The following is a 19,719-nucleotide window of genomic DNA, read 5'->3' as shown; positions in this document are numbered from 1 at the left end:
ATAATGATAATAATTTACGGCGCAGCCACGATTTCCCTGGTGTTGGCGCAGTATTCGCGCACCCCGGTTAAGCCGGGGTCATTTTTTTTCCACGCTCGCCACCCAGGCCTTCAATACCGCCACATCGTGCTGCCACTCCTGCTTCATCTCTTCAATCCATTCAGCAACATTATCTTCCCAGGCAGGAAGATCCGGCGACTGGATCTGCTGGCCTAACTGTTGCAGGTGGCGCAGCCCAACAGAACCTGCCGCGCCTTTAATTTTATGGCCTTCCTCAACAACGCCTTTTTTGTCCCGAGCGGTCAGATTTGACTCCAGCACGCTCAAATATCCCGGCATCATCTTCTCAAACACCGCCAGCCCGTCGGTAATTAACTTCGGTCCCACCAGCTCGAGGTATTGTTCCAACATAGGAATATCTAACAGCGCTTGCGATTTACTGCTCTCTTCAGATGTCACAGTGCTCTCCTCTTTGTTTCGGGTATCCCAGTATTTTTTAATCATGGCGGTTAACGCTGGAACCGACAGCGGCTTACTCAGCACGTCGTCCATTCCCGCGTCCAGATACTCTTTCTTATCTTTCAGGACGTTGGCGGTAAGCGCAACCAGCGGCGGCAGGTCCTCACGGGCATATTTTTGCGTCAGCTCGCGCGAGATATCCAGGCCGGTCATATCCGGTAGCTGAATATCCAGCAGCACCAGGTCATATTCGCCCGGCGTGAACATTTCCAGCGCGGCTTTCCCGGTCATGGCGACATCCACGCTGTTGCCCAGTTTTTCCAGCACTGAACGTGCGACAATAACGTTCAGTTCAATGTCTTCCACCAGCAGCACATTCAGGGCGGGCAGCGGCATGTCATCGTCTTCAAAAGCGTCTTCAATCTCTTCCGCTACCGCAGGCGCATGCACGGTCAGCGTAAAAATGGAACCTTTGCCAGCCTGGCTTGAGACCGTAATATCACCGCCCATGTTTTTCGCCAGACGCTTCGATACGGCCAGCCCAATCCCGGTTCCCGTTGCCGGTTTGCCGCCGTTGCTGTCCTTAACCTGATAATACATGGCGAAGATTTTATCCTGCTCATCCTGCGGAATGCCGATCCCGGAATCTTCAACCTCGAAATGCAGCATGTTCCCCTGGTCATAGCGCGCGCGCACGGTCACCTGCCCCTGCTGGGTAAACTTCACGGCATTGCTGATAAGATTCCACAGAATCTGGCGCAAACGCGTGCCGTCGGTAATGACCTTATGCGGCAGCGGCAACGTTGGTTCAAGCACAAAACGCAGCCCTTTTTGCTGCGCCTGCAGGCCAGAGAGGTTTTCCAGATCCGCCATAAAACTGGTGAAATCAACAGGCTGGTTATCGAGCTGGACTTTACGTCGCTCCATCTTATCCATATCGATAATATCGTTGAAAATATTCCCCAGCGTCACGGCAGAGACGTGGATAGTTTTCAGGTATTTTTCCTGCTCAGCGGTCAGGTCCGTATCCAACAGGATCCGGCTTAAGCCGACAATGCCGTTAAGCGGGGTGCGCAGCTCGTGACTGATAGTAGAAATGAAGGTGGTCTTATCGCGGCTGGCGCGCTCAAGCGCGTCCTGATAACGCTTACGCTCGGTAATATCACGCCCAAAGCCCATCAGGCCATGTCGCTTACCTACGCGGTCATAGTAAGGCACCTTGCGAATTTCAAAGCAGGCTTTGCGTCCGTCCGGGTAGTCCAGCCACTGTTCGTAGGTGAGCGAAACGTTATGACGGAATACCTTCTCGTCGGTTTCAATAACCTTTTCAGCCGCCTCAGGGGAGTAAACATCAGCAGGTTTTAAATTCACCAATTGCTTTTCGCTTTTGCCGGTCAGCAGCTCCATGGCGCGGTTACAGCCGGAAAATTCTTTATCTTCATTACGATAAAAAACCAGATCCGGCGAGGCATCGAGGAAAGAGCGTAAGAAGGAAGACTGTTGCTCAAGCTGGATCTGCGCTTCCTCACGCTCTTTAATTTCGACCTTCAGCTGCTCGAACGTTTCCTGGCGCTCCGCTTCGGCTTTTTCGCGCTCAACAATTTCCTGATTGAGCTGGGCAATATTGTCTTTCAACTGCACATTGAGCTTGAGATCGCGCTCGCGCATCTCTTCCAGCTTTTGTACCAGTCGTGACAGGCGCTGCCGGGACTCTTCCAGTTGCTCCACCACCACTGACAGGAAATAGACGGCCCAGGGAGTAATTAACAGACCAAAAAAGATAGAGCGGATAACATCAATGCTTTCTACCTGGCCATGCAGCACCATGGTGACAGCCATCTGCACCACAATTGCCAACACGACCAGAGCCAGCGCCAATAGCAGCGAAAAGCGCACCAGACCCAACTTCATCATCAGGTCGACGTAATATTGCGCCAGCATACGGATTTGCTTCATAGAGAGTTCCTTCACGACAACTTGGCACAATAATACTCAATTCTCGGCGTGACGTTGAAGATTGTGCAAGAAATGCGGAGGTTATCGGTGAAATGACCGGGGAGTGGTTCATCGTAGGCCTGATAAGCGAAGCGCCATCAGGCAAGCAGACGCAGATTGCCGGATGCCGGATTTGCCTTATCCGGCGTCCGACCTACAGAAGATTAGCTCTCCGGCTGCACCCACGGCGTACCCAGCGCCGAGCCTTGCACGCCATGCTCGTTAAGGTATTTGTCCAGTTCGACCATCCCGGTCCAACGGTTTTCGCACCAGAGAGGCGCCAACAGCGTTGGGCGGCGCGCGCTGGCAGAAATGCGATGATAAATCACCTCTGGCGGCGTATGGCGGATCATCTCCCCGGCGGTAACCGTATAGTCGTCCAGCTCAATTCCGTTCAGTCGCCCGGCCTCCCAGGCTTTCGCCATCGTACTGCCTTTCACAATATGCAGCGGATGCAGCTTAATACCGTCAACGCCCGTCTCCACCACACGCTCCATGGTTTGCAGACATTCCGCCTGCCCCTCTCCCGGCAGACCAACAATCAAGTGTGAGCAGACCTTCAGCCCGCGCTCGCGTGCCAGCCGCGTGGTGTTCTGGTAGCAAGCGAAATCATGGCCGCGGTTAATGCGGTGCAGGGTTTTGTCATGCGCAGTTTGCAGACCGAGCTCCAGCCAAACCTCATAGCCGAGGTCTTTATACTCGCAAAGCAGGTCGAGTACCGCATCCGGCACGCAGTCGGGACGTGTGCCAACGCATAACCCGACAATGTTGGCCTGGCTGATCGCCTGTTGATACATCGAACGCAGCACCTGCACTTCAGCAAAGGTACTGGTATAGGCCTGGAAATAGGCCAAATAGCGTTTCGCGCGATTGACCAGATGTGCCTGATGCTCAAGCTGCTCAGCAATGGAATGGTGCTGCTGAGCTTCATCAGCAAATGAGGCCACATTACAGAAAGTGCATCCGCCGCGACCGATGGTGCCATCGCGATTTGGACAGCTAAAACCGCCGTGTAGCGTGAGTTTATGAACCTTTTGCCCATAACGGCGAGAAAGATCCCCACCAAACATATTGACTAATTTCTGTAACTGCATAATCTGGTAGACCGCGCCTTGAAAAGAGGCCAAAGCCTGCCATTTTTTACCCCAGTCGGCGATGACCTGGATCAATCGCCCTGGCGAGCCTTTATTTATTGCATAACAAATCAAAATAATCGGAATTTCATTCACTCGAAATATAATTACTTTTCCTTATATCCGGCAGTTTTTTTTATCTTCTTATACTCTCAGCGTAAAAACAGTATCTTTAAGACGCCAAAACTTTAAAAACCAGCATAAAATGCCAAGCATCTCGATAAACAAAGGCAGGACGAGAGATATCCGGCCTTTCTGACAGTGAGACAGATCACACTTCCCAGGGCATTCCCCTCAGGTTAAATCAATGTAAAAAACCCTTTTATTTCAATAAATTCATAAATTTAATTACCCCATAGCACATTTTTGCATAAATAAGATTGCCATTTGACCTGTGTGTGGATTCCCGATAACTTGGAAATCCGCTGGAAGCTTTCTGGATGAGCAGTCTGCTCATCATATTTATGCAGTAATTGAGATTCCCTCTGAAGCAAGTCCTCAAACTTGTTTGACCTGTGCGAAAAGGATAAAGAGGGCGAATGCGAGGTAAGCGTATGACACGCAAACCCCGTCGCCATGCTCTTGGTGTGCCCGTGCGCAACGGTCCAGATGGGAATCCCGCAGAGCCTGGGGAGGTTCACTGATATGTTGTACGATAAATCCCTTGAGAGGGATAACTGTGGTTTCGGCCTGATCGCCCACATAGAAGGCGAACCTAGCCACAAGGTAGTGCGTACCGCCATACACGCACTGGCCCGTATGCAGCACCGTGGCGCAATTCTTGCCGATGGAAAAACCGGCGATGGTTGCGGCCTGCTGTTACAAAAACCGGACCGCTTTTTCCGCATCGTGGCGCAAGAGCGCGGCTGGCGTTTAGCCAAAAACTACGCCGTCGGCATGATCTTTTTAAATAAAGACGCTGAGCTGGCCGCGGCTTCTCGTCGCATTGTTGAAGAAGAATTACAGCAGGAGACCCTGTCGATTGTCGGCTGGCGCGACGTGCCGACCAACGAAGGTGTTCTCGGTGAAATTGCGCTCTCCTCCCTGCCTCGTATCGAGCAAATTTTTGTCAACGCCCCTGCGGGCTGGCGCCCGCGTGATATGGAACGCCGCCTGTTCATCGCGCGCCGTCGTATTGAAAAACGTCTCCAGGAAGATAAAGACTTTTACGTCTGTAGCTTGTCGAACCTGGTCAATATCTATAAAGGTCTGTGTATGCCGGCGGATCTGCCGCGCTTTTACCTGGACCTCGCGGACCTGCGTCTGGAATCGGCCATCTGCCTGTTCCACCAGCGTTTCTCCACTAACACCGTACCACGTTGGCCGCTGGCGCAGCCGTTCCGCTACCTGGCGCATAACGGTGAAATCAACACCATCACCGGCAACCGCCAGTGGGCACGCGCACGTACCTATAAATTCCAGACGCCTTTGATCCCGGATCTGCACGACGCTGCGCCGTTCGTTAACGAAACCGGCTCCGACTCAAGTTCAATGGATAACATGCTGGAACTGCTGCTGGCAGGCGGGATGGACATCATCCGTGCCATGCGCTTACTGGTGCCGCCGGCCTGGCAGAACAACCCGGATATGGATCCGGAGCTGCGCGCATTCTTTGACTTTAACTCCATGCACATGGAGCCGTGGGATGGCCCGGCTGGCATCGTCATGTCCGACGGTCGCTTTGCCGCCTGTAACCTCGACCGAAACGGCCTGCGTCCGGCGCGCTACGTTATCACCAAAGACAAGCTGATTACCTGCGCTTCTGAAGTTGGGATCTGGGATTATCAACCGGATGAAGTGGTTGAGAAAGGCCGTGTCGGCCCTGGCGAGCTGATGGTTATCGATACCCGCAGCGGGCGCATTCTGCACTCTGCCGAAACCGATGACGATTTGAAAAGTCGCCATCCGTACAAAGAGTGGATGGAGAAGAACGTCCGCCGTCTGGTGCCGTTCGAAGATCTGGCTGACGATCAGGTCGGCAGCCGTGAACTGGACGATGACACCCTCGCCAGCTACCAAAAACAGTTTAACTACAGCGCCGAAGAACTGGATTCCGTAATCCGCGTGCTCGGCGAAAATGGTCAGGAAGCGGTCGGTTCAATGGGTGATGATACCCCGTTTGCCGTGCTCTCCAGCCAGCCGCGCATCATTTATGACTACTTCCGCCAGCAGTTCGCGCAGGTGACTAACCCGCCGATCGACCCGCTGCGTGAAGCGCACGTTATGTCGCTGGCCACCAGCATCGGTCGTGAGATGAATGTCTTCTGCGAAGCCGAAGGTCAGGCACACCGCCTGAGCTTTAAATCGCCGATCCTGCTGTACTCCGATTTCACCCAGCTGACGACCATGAAAGAGGAGCATTATCGCGCCGATCGCCTGGATATTACCTTCGACGTGACCGAAACCACGCTCGAAGAGACCGTCAAAGCCCTGTGTGATAAAGCCGAACAGATGGTGCGTAACGGCACCGTACTGCTGGTGCTCTCTGACCGTAACATCGCCAAAAACCGCCTGCCGGTTCCGGCGCCGATGGCCGTGGGCGCAGTGCAAACGCGTCTGGTTGAACAAAGCCTGCGTTGCGATGCCAACATCATCGTTGAAACCGCCAGTGCCCGCGACCCGCACCACTTCGCCGTCCTGCTCGGCTTTGGCGCGACGGCCATTTATCCGTATCTCGCGTATGAAACGCTGGGACGGTTGATCGACACTCAGGCGATTGCCAAAGATTACCGGACCGTGATGCTGAACTACCGTAACGGCATCAACAAAGGTCTGTACAAAATCATGTCCAAGATGGGCATCTCGACCATCGCCTCTTACCGCTGCTCGAAGCTGTTTGAAGCCGTTGGTCTGCATGATGATGTCGTTGCGCTGTGTTTCCAGGGCGTGGTCAGCCGCATCAGCGGCGCAGGGTTTACCGACTTCCAGCAGGATCTGCTGAATCTTTCCAAACATGCATGGCTGGCGCGTAAACCCATCAGCCAGGGCGGTTTGCTGAAATACGTCCACGGGGGCGAATACCACGCCTACAATCCGGACGTGGTACGCACGCTGCAACAGGCGGTACAAAGCGGTGAATACAGCGACTATCAGGAATATGCCCGGCTGGTCAATGAGCGTCCAGCGGCCACGCTGCGCGATCTGCTGGCGATTACGCCTGGCGATGAAGCCGTAAGCATTAACGAAGTCGAACCTGCAACCGAACTGTTTAAACGCTTTGATACCGCAGCCATGTCCATCGGCGCATTAAGCCCGGAAGCACACGAAGCGCTGGCCGAAGCTATGAACAGCATCGGCGGTAACTCGAACTCCGGTGAAGGCGGCGAAGACCCGGCGCGCTACGGCACTAACAAGGTGTCGCGGATTAAGCAGGTTGCTTCTGGTCGCTTTGGCGTAACCCCGGCGTATCTGGTCAACGCCGATGTTATTCAGATTAAAGTCGCTCAGGGCGCGAAGCCTGGCGAAGGCGGTCAGTTACCAGGTGATAAAGTCACCCCGTACATCGCCAAACTGCGCTATTCGGTGCCGGGGGTGACGCTGATCTCCCCGCCGCCGCACCACGATATCTACTCTATCGAGGACTTAGCGCAGCTGATTTTCGACCTCAAACAGGTCAACCCGAAAGCGATGATCTCGGTGAAGCTAGTTTCCGAACCGGGCGTTGGCACCATCGCCACTGGCGTGGCGAAAGCCTATGCGGACCTTATCACCATTGCTGGCTACGACGGCGGCACCGGCGCAAGCCCGCTCTCCTCCGTGAAATATGCGGGCTGCCCGTGGGAACTGGGTCTGGTGGAAACCCAGCAGGCGCTGGTGGCTAACGGCCTGCGTCACAAGATTCGTCTGCAGGTCGATGGCGGTCTGAAAACCGGCGTCGATATCATTAAAGCGGCGATTCTGGGTGCGGAAAGCTTCGGTTTCGGCACCGGTCCGATGGTGGCGTTGGGCTGTAAATACCTGCGTATTTGCCACCTGAACAACTGTGCAACCGGCGTGGCGACTCAGGACGACAAACTGCGTAAGAACCACTATCACGGCCTACCGTTCAAAGTGACCAACTACTTTGAATTTATCGCCCGCGAAGTGCGCGAGCTGATGGCCGAGCTGGGCGTGAAACGTCTGGTGGATCTTATTGGTCGTACCGACCTGCTCAAAGAGCTGGAAGGATTTACCGCCAAACAGCAGAAGCTGGAGCTGTATCGTCTGCTGGAAACCGCTGAACCACATCCGGGTAAAGCGCTGCATTGCACCGAGAACAACCCGCCGTTTGATAACGGCGTACTGAACGCCCAACTGTTACAGCAGGCGAAACCGTATGTCGACGAGCGCCAGAGTAAAACCTTCTGGTTCGATATCCGCAACACCGACCGTTCAGTTGGCGCGTCGCTGTCGGGCTATATCGCTCAAACGCATGGCGATCAGGGGCTGGCATCTGACCCGATCAAAGCGCACTTCAGCGGTACCGCAGGCCAGAGCTTCGGCGTGTGGAACGCAGGCGGCGTGGAGCTGTATCTGACCGGCGATGCCAACGACTATGTCGGTAAAGGCATGGCGGGCGGCCTGCTGGCAGTGCGTCCTCCGGTTGGCTCCGCTTTCCGTAGCCATGAGGCGAGCATCATTGGTAACACCTGTCTGTACGGTGCCACCGGTGGCCGCCTGTTTGCCGCGGGTCGTGCGGGTGAGCGCTTTGCAGTACGTAACTCCGGGGCTATCACCGTGGTTGAAGGTATTGGCGACAACGGCTGCGAATATATGACCGGCGGCATCGTCTGTATTCTCGGCAAAACGGGCGTCAACTTCGGGGCGGGTATGACGGGCGGATTCGCCTACGTGCTCGACGAAGACGGTGAATTCCGCAAACGCGTGAACCCGGAACTGGTAGAAGTGCTGAGCGTGGACTCGCTGGCTATTCACGAGGAACACCTGCGCGGTCTGATTACCGAGCACGTCCAGCATACCGGCTCTTCACACGGCGAAGAGATCCTGGCTAACTGGCCAGCATTCTCTGCGAAATTCGCGCTGGTAAAACCAAAATCCAGTGATGTGAAAGCACTGTTGGGTCACCGTAGTCGTAGCGCAGCAGAGCTGCGTGTGCAGGCGCAGTAAGGGGTAGCAGCAATGAGTCAGAACGTATACCAATTTATCGACCTGCAGCGTGTTGATCCGCCGAAGAAGCCGCTGAAGATCCGTAAGATCGAATTTATCGAGATCTACGAGCCTTTTTCTGAAGGTCAGGCCAAAGCACAGGCAGACCGCTGCCTGTCTTGCGGCAACCCGTACTGCGAGTGGAAATGCCCGGTGCATAACTACATCCCAAACTGGCTGAAGCTGGCAAATGAGGGACGTATCTTTGAAGCGGCAGAACTGTCGCACCAGACCAACACCCTGCCGGAAGTCTGTGGTCGTGTGTGCCCGCAGGACCGACTGTGCGAAGGATCCTGTACGCTGAACGATGAGTTCGGCGCAGTGACCATCGGCAACATCGAGCGCTATATCAACGATAAAGCGTTCGAAATGGGCTGGCGTCCGGATATGACCGGCGTGCGCCAGACTGACAAGCGCGTAGCGATCATCGGTGCGGGTCCGGCGGGTCTGGCCTGTGCCGACGTGTTGACCCGCAACGGCGTGAAGGCGGTGGTATTTGACCGTCACCCGGAAATCGGCGGCCTGCTGACCTTCGGTATCCCGGCCTTCAAGCTGGAAAAAGAGGTCATGACCCGTCGTCGTGAAATCTTCACCGACATGGGCATCGAGTTCAAACTGAACGTGGAAGTGGGCCGCGATGTGCAGCTCGACTCCCTGCTGAAGGATTACGACGCCGTGTTCCTTGGCGTAGGTACCTATCAGTCGATGCGCGGTGGGCTGGAAAACGAAGACGCTTCCGGCGTATTTGATGCCCTGCCGTTCCTGATCGCCAATACTAAACAGTTGATGGGCTTTGGCGAAAGCAGCGATGAGCCGTACATCAGCATGGAAGGCAAACGCGTCGTCGTTCTCGGCGGTGGCGATACCGCGATGGACTGCGTGCGGACCTCGGTTCGCCAGAACGCAGCACACGTCATCTGCGCCTATCGTCGTGACGAAGAAAACATGCCGGGTTCTAAGCGCGAAGTGAAAAACGCGCGCGAAGAAGGTGTGGAGTTCCAGTTCAACGTCCAGCCGTTAGGCGTGGAAGTGAATGCCAACGGTAAAGTATGCGGCGTGAAAATGGCGCGTACCGAAATGGGCGAACCGGATGCGAAGGGCCGTCGCCGCGCGGAGATCGTCGCCGGTTCCGAGCACGTTGTTCCGGCTGATGCGGTGCTACTGGCGTTTGGCTTCCGCCCGCACAGTATGGAGTGGCTGAAAGAGCACAGCGTCGAACTGGATTCTCAGGGTCGTATTATTGCGCCGGAACGCAGCGATAACGCCTTCCAGACCAGCAACCCGAAAATCTTCGCCGGTGGCGACATCGTGCGTGGTTCGGATCTGGTAGTTACCGCGATTGCCGAAGGTCGAAAAGCGGCGGACGGTATCCTGAACTACCTGGAAGTGTAATACTTCTGGCTCCCCTGCCACAGCCTGACGCTGATGGATGGGGAGCCAATATTTCTCTGCAAAATACATGCGGAATCATTCTTCGAAAACCGCTCGCAAACCATACTGGAAACTCAACTCGCACGCGGTGGTTCACTGACGACGGAGAAAAACCAGCGAACCATTAACCCCACGAATAATTATCAAGAAAATACCACACGTAAACGTTTGCTTTATTCTGAGAACTGTATATTATGCGGCGGATTTTTTGGGCAAAATTCATGGAGGCGTTGTGTCGCAGGACAACAATTATAGCCAGGGCCCCGTCCCTCTGGCGGCGCGGAAAGGCGTGATTCCACTAACGTTTGTCATGTTGGGGCTCACATTTTTTTCAGCCAGTATGTGGACCGGTGGCACACTCGGTACCGGTCTTTCTTATAATGATTTCTTCCTGGCAGTTCTCTTCGGTAATCTTCTCCTCGGTATTTACACTGCATTTCTCGGCTTTATCGGCGCAAAAACAGGGCTCTCAACCCACCTTCTGGCGCGTTACTCATTTGGTTTGAAAGGTTCATGGCTTCCTTCACTGCTGTTAGGCGGCACACAGGTGGGCTGGTTTGGCGTGGGTGTAGCCATGTTTGCTATCCCGGTCGGCAAAGCGACGGGGCTTGACGTCAATATCCTGATTGCGGTTTCCGGTCTGTTGATGACCCTGACCATCTTTTTTGGTATTTCGGCCCTGACCGTTTTATCTATCATCGCCGTACCTGCCATCGTCATTCTTGGCAGCTACTCCGTCTGGCTGGCGGTGAGCGATGTTGGCGGTTTAGATCATTTAAAAGCGATAGTGCCGCAGACACCGCTTAATTTCTCCACCGCGCTGGCGCTGGTGGTCGGCTCGTTTGTCAGCGCAGGGACGTTAACTGCCGACTTTGTTCGCTTTGGCCGCAACGCCAAAGGCGCGGTGCTGATTGCCATGGTGGCGTTTTTCCTTGGCAATTCGCTGATGTTTATTTTCGGCGCAGCGGGTGCCGCCGCTGTTGGACAGGCAGATATCTCTGACGTGATGATTGCCCAGGGACTGCTGCTGCCCGCAATTGTGGTGCTTGGCCTGAATATCTGGACCACCAACGACAATGCGCTATACGCCTCAGGCCTTGGATTTGCCAATATTACCGGCCTTTCCAGCCGTACGCTGTCAGTGGCTAACGGAATTATCGGCACACTGTGCGCGCTGTGGCTTTACAATAACTTTGTCGGCTGGCTGACATTTCTGTCGGCAGCAATTCCCCCAATTGGCGGGGTGATTATCGCCGACTATCTGCTGAACCATCGCCGGTATGCCGACTTCAGCAAAGCGCAATTTATTTCCGTAAACTGGATAGCTATCCTGTCCGTTGCACTGGGCATTGCCGCCGGCCACTATATCCCCGGCATCGTGCCCGTCAACGCCGTACTCGGCGGCGTATTCAGCTATATCCTGCTGAATCCCCTTTTCAATCGCAGCCTTGTTAAATCACCAGAGGTCAGCCATGCAGAATAATAACATCACCATTCGTCAGGCGCGTTTACAGGGACGCGAAGGATTTTGGCAGCTCACGATTGAAGACGGGCGCTTCAGCCGGATTGAGCCTCAGGACGCAGCTACGTTGCCACAGGGTGAAATTCTTGATGCCGAAGGTGGTCTGGCAATTCCCCCGTTTGTTGAGCCACATATCCATCTCGACACCACGCAAACCGCGGGGGAGCCGAGCTGGAACCAGTCTGGTACATTGTTTGAAGGCATTGAGCGCTGGGCCGAACGTAAGGCAATGCTCACTCACGAAGACGTCAAAGCGCGCGCCATGCAGACCCTGAAGTGGCAAATGGCCAACGGCATTCAGTATGTCCGTACTCACGTTGACGTTTCCGACCCTACGTTGACGGCGCTAAAAGCCATGCTGGAGGTGAAGCAAGAAGTCGCTCCGTGGGTAGAACTGCAGATTGTGGCGTTCCCGCAAGAGGGTATTCTTTCTTACCCCAACGGTGAGGCGTTATTAGAGGAAGCCGTGCGTCTGGGTGCCGATGTCATTGGCGCGATCCCCCACTTCGAATTCACGCGTGAATATGGCGTGGAGTCGCTGCACAAAATTTTCGCCCTCGCGCAAAAATACGACAGGCTTATCGACGTGCACTGCGACGAAATTGACGATGAGCAATCACGCTTTGTTGAAACCGTCGCGGCGCTGGCGCATCGCTACAATATGGGCGAACGCGTGACCGCCAGCCATACCACGGCAATGCACTCCTATAACGGCGCGTATGCTTCCCGTCTTTTCCGCCTGTTGAAAATGTCCGGCATTAACTTTGTCGCCAATCCACTGGTGAATATTCACCTGCAAGGGCGCTTTGACACATATCCTAAACGCCGCGGCGTAACGCGCGTCAAAGAGATGCTGGAGGCGGAGATCAACGTCTGCTTCGGTCATGATGACGTCTTCGACCCGTGGTATCCGCTGGGTACCGCGAATATGCTGCAGGTGCTGCATATGGGGTTACACGTGTGCCAGTTGATGGGGTACGGGCAGATTAACGATGGGCTGAACCTGGTCACCACCCACAGCGCGAAAACCCTGCACCTGCAGGACTACGGTCTGAACGTGGGGAATTCCGCGAATCTGGTGATTTTACCGGCAGAGAATGGATTTGATGCAGTTCGTCGCCAGACGCCTGCCCGTTATTCCATTCGTCACGGGCGAGTCATTGCCGAGACTGTGCCAGCTCGGACTACGCTGCATCTGACCCAGCCAGAAGCGGTGACGTTTAAACGCTAGGTCGTTATATTCCATGTCGGATGGCGCAAGCCTTGCCATCCGACACGGTCTCTCATCGTCAGGCTTGTAATAAGCTGGCGCGCACCTTGATCACCACCTTTTTGATATCCATCGGGGCCTGCGCCACGCAACCCGGTTTATGCGGCTCGCCCGGCATAAAAATCACAAATCTTCCCGGCTTCAGTACCATAGCCTGCTCATCGGCAATCTGGCTGCACAGCTGATAATCATCCTCAACGTGCATCTCTTCGCACTGACGAGCAGAATCGGCCATCCCAAACAGAATACGTTCTTCGCCGGATAGCAGCACCTGAATGTCAATGTACTGCTGATGCAGCTCCGCTTTCTTGTGCTCTGGGCTCTGCGTTGCAAATTGCATGACATTCATAAAAATATTATCGCCCTGCAACTCGTAGCGCCCAGGCGTCTTCTCCTGCGGATTCGCCGCAACGGCAAGCGTTAATGCCTGCTGCAAGACCGGATGTAATCCGGCAGAAGGCAGTGAACGCAACTCATCTGACATCATAATCAATCTCCCAGGGCCAACAGCGCGGCCCCCAGTAATCCAGCGTCATGACGGTAATGCGCCGCCAGTAATTCCACGTGATAGGCCAAAGGCTCTTGTGCCAAATAATGTTCCACCAGCGCCAGATACCCTTCAGCCAGCCCAACGCTGCCGCCAATCACCACGATCTGGCAATCGGTCGTGGCCTTAACATCGGCGACAAGCCTTGCCAGGGTCCGCGCTGAACGATGGATCAACCGGCTTGCTTGCTCATCCCCCTGCCCGGCGCGGCTAAAAATGGTTTTGGCGTCGCATCCAGCAAGCGCGCCTTCGGCTGCCGCCGCTATTCCACGTCCGGAAGCGATCGCCTCAACGCAGCCCACACGCCCGCAGCCGCAAACAGGCCCATGCGGATCAGCCAGCGTATGTCCCAGATGCCCGGCCAGACCGCCGCTGCCGGTCAGCAGTTTTCCTTCGCTGACCACCCCACCGCCCACGCCGGTGGAAACGGTAATAAACACCATATCGCGGTACTCGCCGCCAAGCGCATGATACTCAGCCCATGCCGCTGCCTGGGCATCATTGACTGCCAGCGTCGGCAACGCGGTGAGATCTTTTAGCGTTTGTACCAACGGAAAATGCAGTAGCCCGCCGAGATTGTACGGATTCAGCGCCAGTAGAGAACCCTCGCGGATAATCCCCGTCGAAGCGATCGCCACCCGCGTTGCCTGCCCCTGTAACGGCGCAATCAGAGCATATAACGCGGCGCGCAGTGCATCCGGCGTTTTGCTGGCAGGCGTTGGCAATTCACGCCGCTCGCGGATTTGCAGATTACTGTCTATCAGCGCGGCAGCCAGTTTGGTGCCGCCGATATCAATCGCCAGCGTGGTCATGACACAGCCTTCTGCATCGCGGTGATAATCTTTTTATCCTGTTGCTCAAATAACGACATCGTTCTTCCCTTACGTCATTGCCCGGTTTAGCGCCGGGCAACCCGATTAACTTTTGGATTTCACCATGGTGCTTTTGTCACCGCCGAACGGCACGGCCCCGCTAAACGGTCGACCATCAATGGCATCATGCGTACGCAACGCTTCAGGGCGCAGCCAGCGCTGTACGCGGGACGGCATATCGAGACCAATCAGCAGGATCACCACAAATGTCAGACCGAAAGAGAGCGATCCCAGCGCGGTTCCGAGATCCAGACGTTGGGCAATCAGCGCGCCGATGATCGGCGCCAGTGCCCCGCCCAGTGCGCCCACGTTGTAGGTGAAGCCCAGGCCCGCCGCACGCTGGTCGGTATCGAAATAGCCACCGATCAGTTTTGGTAAGATCCCGGAGATCCCTTGACCAAGCATTTGCTGGAAAAACAACAATAAACCCAGTACCCAGACGTTTGAGCCGCCAATCGCGAACACTGGAATAATCAGCAGTTGCGAAGCCAGTAGACTGCAGACATAAGCTTTACGCGTGCCCAGCCAGTCACCAAGAAAACCACCGACGCAACAACCGACCGCCGCGCCAAAGCCGCTAAAGAAGAGCACTCTGGCAACCGTTGAGGGGTCATACATGAGTTCGGTTTTCAGATATGTAGGCAGCAGCGCCTGAATCGGCCACGAGTACAAGAAGGCGAATAGCACGACCACCATCAGCATAACGCCCGTCGGCCAGCGTTTCCCGCTGCTTTGCACCATAAAGCTAATGAAGATAAACGCGCAGATCAGTCCAAGAACCGCCACGATAGCCGCATTTTGCAGGTTGCCAGCAAAGCAGAACCACAGCGCGGTTGCGGCGGCGAGCGTCATCAGAATATTTATTACCCGATGCTCACCCCGGTAGAGAATGTCCACCATCGTGCGTACCGGCGCTTTGCCTTCGTGTTTCTCTTTCCAGTCTTCCGCTTCCGGTATGTTTTTACGCAGCCAGAGGGCGAAGATAATGGGCAAAATGCCGATGAAGAACAGCGCGCGCCACCCCCAGATCGGGACCACCAGGCTGTAAACCTGGGCGGCGATAACTGCGCCAACGGAGAAGCCGGAAATCAGGAAGCCGCTGGCTTTGTTTCGCAGGTGTTTTGGCCAGCTTTCAATAACATAGGTTGCGCTGGAGCCGTACTCACCCGCCATTCCCATACCGATAACCAGGCGGGCGATAAACATGGTGGTGTAGCCCGGCGCGAAGCCGCAGGCCAGCGTGCCCACGGAGAACAGAATGATGCTGGTGACCATCGCCAGGCGGCGTCCGTAACGATCGCCCATGGCCCCCAGCATTAATCCGCCAAACCAACGGGAGATAAAGGCGGCCGAGATCAGGCTGGCAGCCTGCACCGTCGTCAGTCCGAATTCACCTTGTACTTCAGTTAGCACAAGGGCGATTAATACAAAATCAAAACCATCAAGTAAATATCCCAGCCAGGCGGCGGAAAATGCCCGCCATTGCGCCCGATTGAGATGGCGATACCACGGGATGCTCTGGGTAGAAGTACTCATTTTACTCTCCCGACGATTTTTGTTGTTGTGCCGGACGGCGGCTTTGCCCTATCCGGCCTAAAGTCGAAAAATCCAGGCCGGGCAAGCGAAGCGCCCCCGGCGACCCGCGATTACGCCTTTTCCGCCAGCAGTTGGTTTGCCAGCGCTTTCAGTTCCGGCAGATATTGTTCATCTACCGGGGCAAATGGTTTACGGCACAGTGGGACAGAAACCACATCCATATAGTGCAGTACCGTTTTCAGGCCGCGGAACACGCCAACCTTAATAAGCAGATCGATAACTTTATTGCACTCGGTTTGCAGCTTTTGCGCCGTCCGGATGTCGCCTTCTTTGAGCGCTTTCACAATTCCCTGATAACGCCATCCCATGATGTTGTAAGTGCTACCGATACCGCCATCTGCCCCCGCAAGCAGACCAGAAGCGAAGATCTCGTCATAGCCGTTATAAAGCACCAGATCGGGGTGAGCGCGGCGGATCTGTTCCATCTGATAGAGATCGCCTGAAGTTTGCTTCAGCGCACCAACGCCCGGCAACGTCACCAGCGTGTTGATCTGATTCAGCGTCAATTTCACACCGCTCAGCGCCGGAATGTTATAGACCACCATCGGTAAACCATCAGCGGAATCAATAATCGCGCGATAGTGATCGCAATGCTCTTCAAAGCTGAACGGATAGTAAAACGGCGTGACGGCCGAAACCGCATCATAGCCGTAGCGATGCGCGGCGCTCGCCAGCTGTTGGCTCTCTTCGGTGCTTACCGTGCCAACGTGGGCGATAAGCGTCACCTTGCCTTTCGCTTCTTCGGCAACAATTTCCAGTACCTGCTCTCTTTCAACGCGGTTTTGAACAAAGGCCTCACCCGTTGAGCCACCGACATAGAGCCCATCTACACCTTGACCAATGTTGAAACGAACCAGGCGGCGCAGACTCTCGATGTCCAGTCGCTGTTGATTATCGAATGGGGTTAACAATGCGGGCATTACGCCTTTTAAATCTCTTGCCATAACGACCTCTGACGATGATTAGTGTTATCTGACTGCATACCTTTATACCTGTTATACCAGATCAAATAAGCAGCAATACAATACAGAACGCTTATAGTGCGATCTACTTCACTAAACACTTCATTCTTCAAGCCGCCTCTGCGTAGCTGCGTTCGCTCATCCCTGTCACATAGTTACCTATGCTCCAGGGGGCTCGCTCTCTTGCCGCCTTGATGCAACTTGAATGATTTTGTGTTTAAACGATCGTCAGGATCGCGATCACTTACGCAATTTTTTAATTTTGCTGAAGGCGTGCCAGGTCGCGGAAACGCTGTTGAGGTGTTCTTGCAGTGCGCGGTCCGCTTCTTCAGGATCACGCTGGCGAATTGCGTCGACAATAGCTATATGCTGCTGATAACTCACGTTATTGTGCTCATACAACTCTTGATCGGCGACGGCCGGACGAGCTGCAATCAGCCAGTCTAACAGCGCAACATGGATGGCCATAAAGATAGGATTACCCGGGATCTCCGCCAGCACACGGTGAAAATCAACATCCGAGCGAATGAACAACACATTGTCATCGAGCGACTGGCTGTTGATCTCCAGCGCTTTCGCCAGTCTGTCGATTTGCTCGTCCGTCGCATGTTCGGCGGCGTATCGGACCAGGCTTGATTCAAAGAACAGTCGCAACTGTTCGAAGTGGGCAATGCCGCCGGGATGCGCGAGGAAATCTTTCGCCATACCGGACAGCTCGCTGATAATAGTATCAGCCGAAGGACGCGAAACGCGGGCGCGCTCGCCGTTGTTGATTTGTACCAGACCTTTGCGTTTTAACGCTGCCAGCGCTTCTCGTACAGAAGGACGGCCCACGTTAAAGAAGGCCATCAGCTCCCGCTCAGACGGCAACTGTTCGCCCTCGCCAAATTCCCGACGACGAATCATCTGCTCCAGTTCTTCTTCAACCATCTCAGACAGTTTTTTACGCGCCAGCGGGCGATTGCGTAAGCTACGGCCAATGGTGGATGGAGAGTCTTCAGCTTGCGAATCAAATGCGTTCATAGGGTCCATTCAGCTAAGTCGTGGTGACAAACAACAGCAGGTTTATCCTAACACAGGATCGAAAGCAGGGTGAAATGATGGTCAATCGGGCTGGGCGACTTATTGGTAATATCTATCTTCAGGATATTTTATTATGTTTAAGCATTACGCTTTTCTTTAATTAAACAGCATCATATTCGCTTCATGAAATTTATGAATATGAACGTGATAAATTATCATAACCATCTATTTTATAACGATAAATAATTTAAACATCGAATTAAAAATAAGATATTCACTCCATAAAAAGCACCCGAAAAAATATAACATCCGTTTTGACAACAGCATTATTACCGGATTTATCTTCTTCTCTGGCATGGAGTGAAACAATGTTCGGCATCATTATCTCTGTCATCGTTTTATTAACGATGGGTTACCTGATCCTCAAAAACTACAAGCCGCAGGTCGTGCTGGCCGCCGCCGGGATCTTCCTGATGATCTGCGGCGTCTGGCTGGGCTACGGCGCGCTGGTTGCTGACGACAAGAGCAGCGGCTATCTGCTGGTCGATATTTACAACGAAATTCTGCGGATGCTTTCCACCCGGGCGGCCGGACTGGGGTTATCAATCATGGCGGTCGGCGGTTATGCCCGTTATATGGACAAGATGGGAGCCAGCAGAGCGATGGTTAGCCTGTTAAGCCGCCCATTAAAGCTAATCCGCTCACCTTATGTTGTTCTTGCAGCCACCTATGTGATTGGTCAGATCATGGCTCAGTTCATTACCAGCGCTTCCGGTTTAGGCATGCTGCTGATGGTGACGCTGTTCCCGACGCTGGTCAGTCTTGGCGTTAGTCGTTTATCCGCGGTGGCGGTCATTGCCACCTCGATGTCAATTGAGTGGGGCATCCTGGAAACCAACTCAATTTTTGCCGCGCAGGTCGCAGGCATGAAAATCGCTACCTACTTCTTTCAGTATCAGTTACCCGTCGCATCGTGCGTGATCGTTGCCGTCGCTATTGCGCATTTTTTCGTTCAGCGGCAGTTTGATAAAAAAGCATTCCCGGAAAGCAACGGATTCGCTGAACAAAAGACGCTGGAAAACGTACCTCCACTCTATTACGCCATCCTCCCCGTTATGCCGTTGCTTCTGATGCTGGGATCGCTTGCCCTTGCACATATGGGGCTAATGAAAGCAGAGCTGAATCTGGTGGTGGTGATGCTGATGAGCATGACGCTGACCATGTTTGTAGAATTCCTGCATAAACATAATCTGCGCGAAACGATGGATGATGTGCAGGCTTTTTTTGACGGCATGGGGACGCAGTTTGCCAACGTTGTCACGCTGGTGGTCGCCGGTGAGATCTTTGCGAAAGGGTTGACGACTATCGGGACTGTCGACGCCGTAATAAAAGGCGCAGAGCATTCCGGTCTCGGCGGCATCGGCGTGATGATCATCATGACCGTGGTTATTGCCGCTTGTGCGATCGTTATGGGGTCAGGCAACGCGCCGTTTATGTCTTTTGCCAGCCTGATTCCGGATATAGCCGCCGGACTACATATTCCTGCGGTAGTGATGATTATGCCGATGCATTTTGCTACTACGCTGGCCCGGGCGGTGTCACCCATTACTGCGGTAATTGTAGTGACATCGGGTATTGCCGGCGTATCGCCCTTTGAGGTGGTAAAACGTACGGCTATCCCGATGGCGGTGGGATTTGTGGTGAATATGATAGCCACCATCGCACTGTTTTACTGACCCCGAAGCCAGAAAACAGAACAGGCCC

Annotated in this window: 12 protein-coding genes; 5 read left to right on the top strand and 7 right to left on the bottom strand. The window is 54.3% G+C overall.

The features are described 5' to 3' along the window. Nucleotides 1-78: 78 nt before the first annotated feature. The gene (gene arcB, locus OGV77_RS05320; RefSeq protein ID WP_043017804.1) at nucleotides 79-2,415 is read right to left on the bottom strand and encodes an aerobic respiration two-component sensor histidine kinase ArcB; all 2,337 of its coding nucleotides are present in this window, start codon (nucleotides 2,413-2,415) and stop codon (nucleotides 79-81) included. Between the two features lie 203 nt (nucleotides 2,416-2,618). After that, nucleotides 2,619-3,548, bottom strand: coding sequence for a tRNA modification radical SAM protein MnmL/YtqA (gene mnmL, locus OGV77_RS05315; RefSeq protein ID WP_100194892.1), 930 nt, complete (start codon nucleotides 3,546-3,548; stop codon nucleotides 2,619-2,621). Nucleotides 3,549-4,232: 684 nt separating this feature from the next. Between mnmL and gltB the strand changes: the two genes are divergently transcribed. The 4 genes from gltB (at nucleotide 4,233) to OGV77_RS05295 (ending at nucleotide 12,916) form a co-directional block, all read left to right on the top strand. After that, nucleotides 4,233-8,693 (top strand): glutamate synthase large subunit, encoded by a 4,461-nt coding sequence (gene gltB / locus OGV77_RS05310; RefSeq protein ID WP_123915741.1) that lies wholly within the window; start codon nucleotides 4,233-4,235, stop codon nucleotides 8,691-8,693. Between the two features lie 12 nt (nucleotides 8,694-8,705). Continuing rightward, a complete protein-coding gene (locus tag OGV77_RS05305; protein WP_003828781.1) occupies nucleotides 8,706-10,124 on the top strand; it encodes a glutamate synthase small subunit in 1,419 nt (472 codons plus the stop codon). A 271-nt stretch (nucleotides 10,125-10,395) separates the two neighbouring features. Continuing rightward, the gene (codB, locus tag OGV77_RS05300; protein WP_043017806.1) at nucleotides 10,396-11,646 is read left to right on the top strand and encodes a cytosine permease; all 1,251 of its coding nucleotides are present in this window, start codon (nucleotides 10,396-10,398) and stop codon (nucleotides 11,644-11,646) included. After that, entirely contained in the window at nucleotides 11,636-12,916 is a 1,281-nt protein-coding gene (locus OGV77_RS05295; RefSeq protein ID WP_047408319.1) for a cytosine deaminase, read from the top strand. Before codB ends, OGV77_RS05295 begins: the two co-directional genes overlap by 11 nt. 58 nt (nucleotides 12,917-12,974) lie before the next feature. Here OGV77_RS05295 and nanQ read toward each other — a convergent pair whose 3' ends face one another. The 5 genes from nanQ to nanR form a co-directional block, all read right to left on the bottom strand. Beyond that, nucleotides 12,975-13,442: an N-acetylneuraminate anomerase gene (gene nanQ / locus OGV77_RS05290; RefSeq protein WP_047408316.1), complete on the bottom strand. Its 468-nt coding sequence runs from the start codon at nucleotides 13,440-13,442 to the stop codon at nucleotides 12,975-12,977. Between the two features lie 2 nt (nucleotides 13,443-13,444). Next, nucleotides 13,445-14,314 carry an N-acetylmannosamine kinase gene (nanK, locus tag OGV77_RS05285; RefSeq protein ID WP_047408313.1) on the bottom strand — a complete coding sequence of 290 codons (870 nt, stop codon included), beginning with the start codon at nucleotides 14,312-14,314 and terminating at the stop codon, nucleotides 13,445-13,447. 105 nt (nucleotides 14,315-14,419) lie between these two features. Then, a complete protein-coding gene (locus OGV77_RS05280; RefSeq protein ID WP_043017810.1) occupies nucleotides 14,420-15,910 on the bottom strand; it encodes an MFS transporter in 1,491 nt (496 codons plus the stop codon). Nucleotides 15,911-16,020: 110 nt separating this feature from the next. Beyond that, nucleotides 16,021-16,914, bottom strand: a complete 894-nt coding sequence (gene nanA, locus OGV77_RS05275; protein WP_087051119.1) for an N-acetylneuraminate lyase — start codon at nucleotides 16,912-16,914, stop codon at nucleotides 16,021-16,023. Between the two features lie 258 nt (nucleotides 16,915-17,172). Further along, entirely contained in the window at nucleotides 17,173-17,964 is a 792-nt protein-coding gene (gene nanR / locus OGV77_RS05270) for a transcriptional regulator NanR (protein ID WP_286502625.1), read from the bottom strand. A 359-nt stretch (nucleotides 17,965-18,323) separates the two neighbouring features. Here nanR and dcuC point away from each other — a divergent pair, with 359 nt between their 5' ends. Next, nucleotides 18,324-19,691, top strand: a complete 1,368-nt coding sequence (gene dcuC / locus OGV77_RS05265) for an anaerobic C4-dicarboxylate transporter DcuC (protein ID WP_286502624.1) — start codon at nucleotides 18,324-18,326, stop codon at nucleotides 19,689-19,691. Nucleotides 19,692-19,719 lie beyond the last annotated feature (28 nt).

The organism is Citrobacter sp. Ce129, from assembly GCF_030334545.1.
Lineage (GTDB): Bacteria > Pseudomonadota > Gammaproteobacteria > Enterobacterales > Enterobacteriaceae > Citrobacter > Citrobacter europaeus.
This window is presented reverse-complemented; position numbering and strand designations above follow the sequence as displayed.

Excerpts from the sequence above, each read along its gene's own strand:
- nanK (WP_047408313.1), bottom strand. The coding sequence starts at position 14,314 with ATGACCACGCTGGCGATTGATATCGGCGGCACCAAACTGGCTGCCGCG.
- OGV77_RS05305 (WP_003828781.1), top strand. The coding sequence starts at position 8,706 with ATGAGTCAGAACGTATACCAATTTATCGACCTGCAGCGTGTTGATCCG.
- nanQ (WP_047408316.1), bottom strand. The coding sequence starts at position 13,442 with ATGATGTCAGATGAGTTGCGTTCACTGCCTTCTGCCGGATTACATCCG.
- nanR (WP_286502625.1), bottom strand. The coding sequence starts at position 17,964 with ATGGACCCTATGAACGCATTTGATTCGCAAGCTGAAGACTCTCCATCC.
- arcB (WP_043017804.1), bottom strand. The coding sequence starts at position 2,415 with ATGAAGCAAATCCGTATGCTGGCGCAATATTACGTCGACCTGATGATG.
- gltB (WP_123915741.1), top strand. The coding sequence starts at position 4,233 with ATGTTGTACGATAAATCCCTTGAGAGGGATAACTGTGGTTTCGGCCTG.
- nanA (WP_087051119.1), bottom strand. The coding sequence starts at position 16,914 with ATGGCAAGAGATTTAAAAGGCGTAATGCCCGCATTGTTAACCCCATTC.
- mnmL (WP_100194892.1), bottom strand. The coding sequence starts at position 3,548 with ATGCAGTTACAGAAATTAGTCAATATGTTTGGTGGGGATCTTTCTCGC.
- OGV77_RS05280 (WP_043017810.1), bottom strand. The coding sequence starts at position 15,910 with ATGAGTACTTCTACCCAGAGCATCCCGTGGTATCGCCATCTCAATCGG.
- dcuC (WP_286502624.1), top strand. The coding sequence starts at position 18,324 with ATGTTCGGCATCATTATCTCTGTCATCGTTTTATTAACGATGGGTTAC.
- OGV77_RS05295 (WP_047408319.1), top strand. The coding sequence starts at position 11,636 with ATGCAGAATAATAACATCACCATTCGTCAGGCGCGTTTACAGGGACGC.